This is a genomic window from Clostridium sp., assembly GCF_040797585.1.
Lineage (GTDB): Bacteria > Bacillota > Clostridia > Clostridiales > Clostridiaceae > Clostridium_Z.
The window spans coordinates 1-7,850 of sequence record NZ_JBFNEO010000134.1; the positions used below are offsets into that span (position 1 = coordinate 1).

At 30.8% G+C, this 7,850-nt stretch carries 9 protein-coding genes; 7 read left to right on the top strand and 2 right to left on the bottom strand.

All coding sequences use genetic code 11. The features are described 5' to 3' along the window. Positions 1 to 267 precede the first annotated feature (267 nt). Positions 268 to 870 (bottom strand): hypothetical protein, encoded by a 603-nt coding sequence (locus AB2369_RS09215; protein WP_367666190.1) that lies wholly within the window; start codon positions 868 to 870, stop codon positions 268 to 270. Positions 871 to 1,129: 259 nt separating this feature from the next. On the opposite strand from AB2369_RS09215, the gene AB2369_RS09220 reads away from it, so the two are divergent. Both AB2369_RS09220 and AB2369_RS09225 read left to right on the top strand, forming a co-directional pair. After that, positions 1,130 to 1,708, top strand: a complete 579-nt coding sequence (locus tag AB2369_RS09220; protein ID WP_367666191.1) for a DUF6385 domain-containing protein — start codon at positions 1,130 to 1,132, stop codon at positions 1,706 to 1,708. A 53-nt stretch (positions 1,709 to 1,761) separates the two neighbouring features. Continuing rightward, a complete protein-coding gene (locus tag AB2369_RS09225; protein ID WP_367666192.1) occupies positions 1,762 to 2,334 on the top strand; it encodes a DUF6385 domain-containing protein in 573 nt (190 codons plus the stop codon). Between the two features lie 68 nt (positions 2,335 to 2,402). On the opposite strand, the gene AB2369_RS09230 is transcribed toward AB2369_RS09225, so the two are convergent. Further along, positions 2,403 to 3,068, bottom strand: coding sequence for a helix-turn-helix transcriptional regulator (locus tag AB2369_RS09230; protein WP_367666193.1), 666 nt, complete (start codon positions 3,066 to 3,068; stop codon positions 2,403 to 2,405). A gap of 125 nt (positions 3,069 to 3,193) precedes the next feature. Between AB2369_RS09230 and isdE the strand changes: the two genes are divergently transcribed. The 5 genes from isdE to AB2369_RS09255 are packed head-to-tail and all read left to right on the top strand — an operon-like array spanning position 3,194 to position 7,587. Then, on the top strand, positions 3,194 to 4,072 hold the full coding sequence (isdE, locus tag AB2369_RS09235; protein ID WP_367666194.1) for a heme ABC transporter substrate-binding protein IsdE: 879 nt from the start codon (positions 3,194 to 3,196) through the stop codon (positions 4,070 to 4,072). An 11-nt stretch (positions 4,073 to 4,083) separates the two neighbouring features. After that, complete coding sequence (locus AB2369_RS09240) at positions 4,084 to 5,055, top strand: FecCD family ABC transporter permease (protein ID WP_367666195.1); 972 nt, start codon at positions 4,084 to 4,086, stop codon at positions 5,053 to 5,055. Further along, positions 5,055 to 5,837 carry an ABC transporter ATP-binding protein gene (locus tag AB2369_RS09245; protein ID WP_367666196.1) on the top strand — a complete coding sequence of 261 codons (783 nt, stop codon included), beginning with the start codon at positions 5,055 to 5,057 and terminating at the stop codon, positions 5,835 to 5,837. The genes AB2369_RS09240 and AB2369_RS09245 overlap by 1 nt, the downstream gene beginning before the upstream one ends. Before the next feature lie 24 nt (positions 5,838 to 5,861). Then, positions 5,862 to 6,383, top strand: coding sequence for a flavodoxin family protein (locus tag AB2369_RS09250; RefSeq protein ID WP_367666197.1), 522 nt, complete (start codon positions 5,862 to 5,864; stop codon positions 6,381 to 6,383). Continuing rightward, positions 6,370 to 7,587, top strand: coding sequence for a coproporphyrinogen-III oxidase family protein (locus AB2369_RS09255; RefSeq protein ID WP_367666198.1), 1,218 nt, complete (start codon positions 6,370 to 6,372; stop codon positions 7,585 to 7,587). The genes AB2369_RS09250 and AB2369_RS09255 overlap by 14 nt, the downstream gene beginning before the upstream one ends. Positions 7,588 to 7,850 lie beyond the last annotated feature (263 nt).

A 7,850-nucleotide genomic window follows, 5' to 3' on the forward strand; every position in this document is an offset into this window, starting at 1 on the left:
AAAACCCCATAGGGTAGACTTTTTTTAAATTGTCTACTCTATAGGGTACATTTTATTTAAAGATTTCTAGTGTCTTTTTCATTATAGAAGGAATCTTCCTTAAGATATTGTTCTTTTCACCAGCTCATCTGAAGTGTAGATGAGTTAATTTAAGGGCGTAGTAACTGTTATCCCCGACTTTTAAGAGGATGGGGTGTTACAAGCTAGTAGCAATAAGGCAAAAATTATCTCTGTTAAACTAAGTTTTTCATATGTGAAATAAAACCATTATATTAAAACATGAATAAATATTGCCAGTAACAGTGAAAAACTAAATACGAAGATCTTCATTTTTGGTGTTCTAGGTAAAATTAAGTTAAGTATAATTCCACAAATTAAGGAAATATACAGACTAATTCTCTGAGTATATAATGCTGGATAGCCATGGGCAAGCAGTAAAGCAATTGGTAAAGACGATGAAACTATAGATATGATCCCTTTGCCACGAGAAAACCACGTAATAAATCCAGCAATAGGTGTAAAAAATAAAGTTATTATTAGCCATATAATAAAATATGATCTAGGAAAAAATCCTAAAACAAAATGGGTATAAGTATAATAAGTACATAACATTCCTAGAAAAAATATAGGAACATTTATAGAAGCAGATAAGGGATGCATGCTATAGGAAGCGATAAGTGTGGCAATGAATATCCAAATACCAATTTCAGTCCCTATATCTCCTATGATTGATATGCTATCTGATGTTTTTGCAATAAGTCCTAAACTTAATCCAAGAAATAGAACTAAGCTTGAAAATATAACTTCATGTTTAATGTTTAACTTTTCAGGTAGTGTACGTATATTATTAATTTTTTCATTTAATCTCATTGTAATCTCCTTAAAATTATTCTTATATAAATTTGCTTGTCCTTTTTATTTGCTACATAAGTTTATATGATGTGAATAAATATATAATTTTTCTATTTAAGAATTAATCTACATTTATTATATAATTATGGAAGTCCCTTATAAAGAGTAAGGGAACATATATTTTAAAGATGTAATATATTGATTAGAGTAGAGAAATTCAAAAGTATTAGATAAAAAAGCTTATAGGTATACAAGGATTATTTATTAGGGGGATACCATGAAAAATTTTCTTATATTTAATAATACACCTAGTGAACTTAACCTAGCTGTTTATGGGTCAGATATAGGGGGGAATCTTAAACCATTTAGTACAGATTCAAGTGGAGGGTTAATTCTATCCTCTTCATTAAGTGAGAGTATTGTAGCAAATGATTTAGATATTAGAAATTTAAATTCATCCATGGATAGTGTGACAATAAGCGCCACTGATTTAGATATTAGAAATTTAAATGGAAGTCAGGATTCAGTTAAAATTTCTAATAGAACTTATGCAGAGGATTCCGATTCTGGAACCATTGTAGCTCTCGGAACTCGTATATTTCTGACTAAGAATATTAGTAACTATAAAAATAATAGTTATTTAGTTAGAAATACAGGAGGAGTTGCAGTTACAATAACCCTTCAGGTTGCCCCTATTGATAGTGAGTCCTATTATGTGGATGACGGAAGTGGCTTTAACTTATTAGCAGGGGGGAGTAGGGTGTTTAGACCTAGTGTTCTTATGAAATATGCAAGGATTAAGGTTACAGCTGTACTCTTAGGTAGTGTAACTGTAAACTATTTTGCAAGGTCTTAGTTTAGGATTAAATAAAATATTATTATATTAAAATATAAAGGGATGGATAAATAATGGCTAATTATTTAGTATTTAATAATGCTGCAAATGAACTTAAGGCAACGGTCTATGGGGTATCTGGAAGTGAGTTTAAACCTATTTCTGTGGATTCTAGTGGAAGGTTTTTATTTTCGCCATTAAGTAGTATTACTGTAACAGCTACAGACTTAGATATTAGAAATTTAAACTCATCCCAGGATTCTATAGCGGTTACAGCCACGGATTTAGATATTAGAAATCTTAGTGGAACTCAGGATTCAGTACAGGTTAGCAGTAATGGATTTGTAGAGGATACCTTAAGTACAAGTGTAGCTACTGGAACAGTTTATTTATTAACTAAAAATATATCACAATATAGAGAAAATAGTTATTTTATTAGAAATACTGGAGCTTCAAGTATAACAGTTACTCTTCAGGTGGCACCAGTGGATAATGATATTTACTATGTGGATAATTCAACAGCACAAAGTGTACCAGCATCAACTAATAATATTACATCAGTTACCTTACCTATGAAATTCGCAAGGCTAAGGGTGGTGGCTTCTGGTAATACTTCTGTCATAATCTATTATAATGGTAGGGCTTAATATTATGGGTTATTTACCTGAATAAATTAAAGGGTTACTTCTTAGATTTAGGAAGTGACCTTTACCTCCTATTGAATATTGGAGGTTTTTAATATATTACTTTTTCTATATTGGTTAGGAGTCATATTTTCAAACTTTTTAAAGGTGGTGGAGAAGTGACTTTGACTTTTAAAACCACATCTTAATGAAATTATATCTAAGTTAAAGTTTGTATTAGTTAAAAACTCCTTTGCCATGGTTATCCTTGCGTTATTCACATAGTCACAAAACTTATATCCTGTATTCTCTTTAAATAGGTGACAAAGGTAAGTCCTACTTATATGAATATAATCTGCAACTTGTGCTAAAGTAATTTCTTTATGAAGATTACTATGTATATAAAATAAAGCCTTTTTGATGCAAGAATTTTGTGGATTTAATATGTTGTCCTCAGGGGTTCTAATATAGGACTTCACTATATTTCTTCCTAATTTAATGAGCTCTTCTTTAGAATAACAATTCTCTATAAGATCCATGTTTCTTTTACATAAATTAGACACTGATATATTTAATTTGATACAAACATAGCTGTAAATAAACGTATTCATTGAGTATATAAACTTTTTAAGATGTAAAGTATCATTGTTTCTACCAAGGACAATATTTACTTTTTTATCATAAATATTTATGGCATCTTGTAAGTTTTGATTAATGATTTTAACACATAATTCTCCATGATTAAAAAATATATCCATAAAAATTCTCCTTAATATTCTTAAAAAACTTAGCAATATTCTTAAAATAATTTTACAAAATATATATTAGAATAAGATTGATAATCAATATCAATAAATTATACCATAAATGGGAGGAATAATAAATGAAGAAAGTTTTAGCCATGATTTTAACTGCTTTAACCATAACAACTATGTTGGCATGTTCACCTAAGGATAATGATAAAACAAAAGAGGTATCACAAAGTAAGAAGGAAGAAAAAATAGTTGCTGGTACTGTAGCGGTAGCAGAAATGTTTAATAATATGGGGGTAGAGCTAGTTGGAAGGCCTACTACAGCTTATGAACTTCCAAAAGAACTTAAGGAAGTAAAAGAGATAGGAAATCCTATGAAACCAGATCTTGAGGTTATAAAGTCATTAAATCCTACACTGTTTGTATCTGCTGGAACCTTATCACAGGATCTTAAAAAGTCCTTAGAAGATAGTAAGATAAATTCTAAGTTTTTAGATTTAGGGACCTTTGAAGGATATAAAAAGAGCATAGAGGAAATGGGTACTATTGGAGGTAAGGAAAAGGAAGCGGAGAAGATTTTAAAGGACATTGAAGAGAGAGAAAAAAAGGTTATGGAAGAAGTAAAGGGTAAGAAAGCTCCAAAGGTTATGATAATGTTTGGTGCTCCAGGAAACTTTATGATAGGAACAGAAACATCCTTCCTTGGAGATATGGTTAAAAAGCTTGGAGGAGAAAATGTTATAAAAGATGGTAAGGCACCTTTTATTCCAGTTAATATGGAAGTTTTAGCTAAGGAGCAGCCAGATATGATTTTAGTTTTAACTCATGCAGAGGCAGAAGCAGCAAAGGCTATGGTTGATAAAGAATTCAAGGATAACAAAGCTTGGCAAAACTTTAAGGCAGTTAAGAATGATAATGTGGTAACACTAGAGAATGGTTATTTTGGAATGACTGCTAATTTAAAGACCATAGATGCATTAGAAAAATTATCAAAAATTCTATATAAGTAAAGAGGGGTTTTATGAAAAAAAGTAGGGTGTACTTTTTAGCTATCTTTGCATTACTTTTAATAGCCATATACTTTTCAATAAATATAGGAAGCGTAAAGGTACCCTTTAGTGAGATTATACAAGGGCTTTTTAGTGAAGCTACTGGAGACGTAGGAATAGTACGAGATTTAAGATTACCAAGAATATTAATAGCTATATTAGTTGGAGGAAACTTGGCTGTTTCAGGAGTACTTCTTCAAGCTGTTATGAAGAATCCTTTAGCAGATCCAGGGATAACAGGAATATCAGCAGGAGCTAGTGTAATTGCCATATTCGTAATGTTATACTTTCCAAAATTATATTTTGCTATGCCTCTTATGTCTTTTATTGGAGGAGCCTTTGCCTGCTTTTTAATATATTCTTTGGCATGGAAAAAAGGTTTATCTCCTGTAAGAATAGTCCTTGCTGGAGTAGCAGTAAATTCTGTTTTAGGTGGAATTTCAGGTATGCTATCCATATTAAATAGCGATAAAATCTCAGGAGTTCTTATGTGGCTAAATGGTAATATTTCCACAAGAGGATGGAATGATGTTTATATTTTATTCATATATTCATTAATAGGCATAGGACTAGCTCTTCCATTATATAAGAGTTGTAACATAATTTTATTAGGAGATAAAACAGCTAAGAATCTAGGATTCAATGTAAATATTCAAAGAATACTTATATCTGCTGTAGCTGTGTTTTTAGCAGGGATTTCTACATCTATAGTGGGAGTCATAGGTTTTATAGGCCTTGTAGTTCCACATATTTCAAGAATGCTAATAGGATCAGACCATAAGGAATTAATACCCTTTAGTGCAATGCTTGGAGCCCTTATCTTATTATTGGCAGATACCTTTGGAAGGGTTATAGCTGCACCTTATGAAATTCCAGTAGGAATAGTTATGGCTGTTATTGGAGGACCATTCTTCCTTTATCTTTTAAGAAGGAGTGATAGGTAATGTTAGAGGCAAAAAAATTAAGCTTTACATATGTTGAGGGAAAAAACTTTATTGAAGACTTAAGTATAAAAGTTAAAGAAGGTAAAATAACAACAATTATAGGACCAAATGGCTCCGGGAAATCTACCTTACTGAGCCTTTTATGTAATCTTAATAAACCTAAGTTAGGTAAAGTGTATTTAAAAGAAAAAGATATACAAACTTTAAAATGTAAAGAAATATCAAAGGCTATTGCTACAGTATTCCAAAATAACTATTGCCCTGATGATATCACTGTAGAGAAATTAGTGTATTATGGTAGAATTCCACATAAAGGTTATTTTGAAGCAAATAATGAGGAAGATGAGGAAATAGTAAATTGGGCATTAAAAGCTACAAAGCTTACGGAATTTAGAGATAAGGTTGTAATGGAGCTTTCAGGAGGAGAAAGACAAAGGGCATGGATAGCCATGGCACTAGCACAAAGACCTAAGGTTTTATTTTTAGATGAACCAACTACTTATCTTGATATATTTCATCAAATAGAAGTTTTAGACTTGGTTAGAGAGTTAAATAAAAAGTATAACATAACAGTGGTAATGGTGCTTCATGATATAAATCAAGCTATGAAATATAGCCATGAGGTAATAGTTATGAAAAAAGGTGAAATAGTAGCTTTCGGAGAGCCTAAAGAGGTTATTAATGAAAAGCTTTTAAGAGAAGTATACAAGGTTCAAGGATTTATAAATTTATGTAACGTCACAGGGGAATGTTACTTTATTCCGATGAAAGTATGTATTTAAATCTAATATTAAGGAGGATTATAAATGAATATATTATTAACTTATTCAAGTAAAACAGGGAATACTAAGAAGGTGGCAGAGGGATTAAATCAGATTATGCCAAAGGATATAACAGATTTTATGCCAATAAATAAGGTGGAGTCTATAGATAAGTATGATTGTATCTTTGTAGGATATTGGGTGGACAAGGCTCTTCCAAATGATGAAGCTAAGGTATTTATGGAGAGTATAAAAAATAAAAAGGTAGGAGTTTTTGCAACCCTTGGAGCTTATCCAGATTCTCCTCATGGCAGGGAATCCTTAGAAAATGGGGTTAACATATTAAATAGTAATAACAATGAGGTAATATGTGAGTTTATATGCCAGGGAAAGATAGATGAAAGACTTGTAGAGATGTTTAAGAGTTTCCCAGAAGGACATCCTCATTATGTAACAGAGGAAAAGCTTAAAAGATATGAAATAGCTGCAAAACATCCAGATGAAAATGATATAGAAAAAGCAAAAGAAATATTTGAAAAGGGAATGAAAGAGAATGGAATTAAATAAAAGGGCTAAAAGTCATCATGACTCAGCCTCAGTAATGGAAAAGCTAGCAAGAGGCCCAAGGGATTTAAATGAATACTTAAGAGATATATCCGAAGAAGGTAAAGCTAGAAAGAAATCTTCAATATATATCCATGTTCCCTTCTGTGCTAAAATATGTACATTTTGCAGTATGAGAAGAAGTTTAAGTAATCCTACAGAGGATTATCATAAGCTTATTATAAAAGAGATGGAAAACTATAGCACACTAGACTATATAAAAAACTCATCTTTTGATGCAGTGTACTTTGGAGGGGGAACACCAACTACTTTAGAAACTAATGGATTAAGAGAAATTTTAAGAGCTTTAAAAAGTAGTTTCTCCTTCACTGATGATGCTGAGTTTACCATAGAAACTACAGTGACAGAGCTTAGTGAAGATAAGATAGACATGTTTTATAAAGAAGGGGTAAATAGATTCAGTGTAGGGGTACAGACCTTTTCAAAAAGAGGTAGAAATCTCTTTGGAAGAAAAGGAGATGGAGATTTTGCTTATAATAGACTAAGAAAATTAAAAGAAGCTGGATTTTCTAATGTAAACATGGATCTTATTTATAGCTATGAAAATCAAAATAGTGAGGAGCTTTTAGAGGATTTACATAAGATATATGACCTTGATTTAGCAGGATTCTCATTATACTCTCTTATAAATATGAAAAATTCATCCCTAGGAGCAGCAGAGGGTTTAGATACTGATAAAAGATTCTTTAACCTTATAGGAGATAATAGTGAAAAAGAAGGTTATAAATTTTTAGAGTTAACTAAAATGGTAAAGAGAGATAAATATAAGTATATATTAAGTAGACATAATGGGGAAGATACCTTACCTTTAGGAGCCGCTGCTGGAGGTAGTCTTAATGATATAATGATGATGAATCCAGTGAACCTAGAGGATTACAGAGCTTCTATTGATGAGTTTAATAAGAGAAAAGGAATGTTGTTTAGCCCTATGTATAAAGAACTCTCTAGAATAAAAGGGGAACTTCAAAGGGGTATAATTCCTACTAGTTATTCAATGATTGAAGGAAAAGAGAAGATATTTGAATATATAGAGAACTTAAAGAAAAAAGAACTTGCTGTAGAAAAGGAAGATAAGGTTTTATTAACAAGAGAAGGACTATTTTGGGGAAATAATATTTCTAAAGAGTTTTTAGAGCTTTTAACATAAGAATTAAATTATAGAAGGAATCTTTCTTTATAAAAATAATAGGTTATAATCACAAAAGTATAATTTGTGCATTATAGCCTATTATTTTTATAGACTCTTTAATCATATGTAGATGTAATTAAATAATATTAACAGTTATGGATGAATAGATTTTTATTTATAGATAATAATCTAGATAGAACGAATCTTCCTTCAGATAAACCAGTAGATGTTAATGAAATTTGATAAAAGCAATAGGTTATGATAATGTTGAAATAGAACAT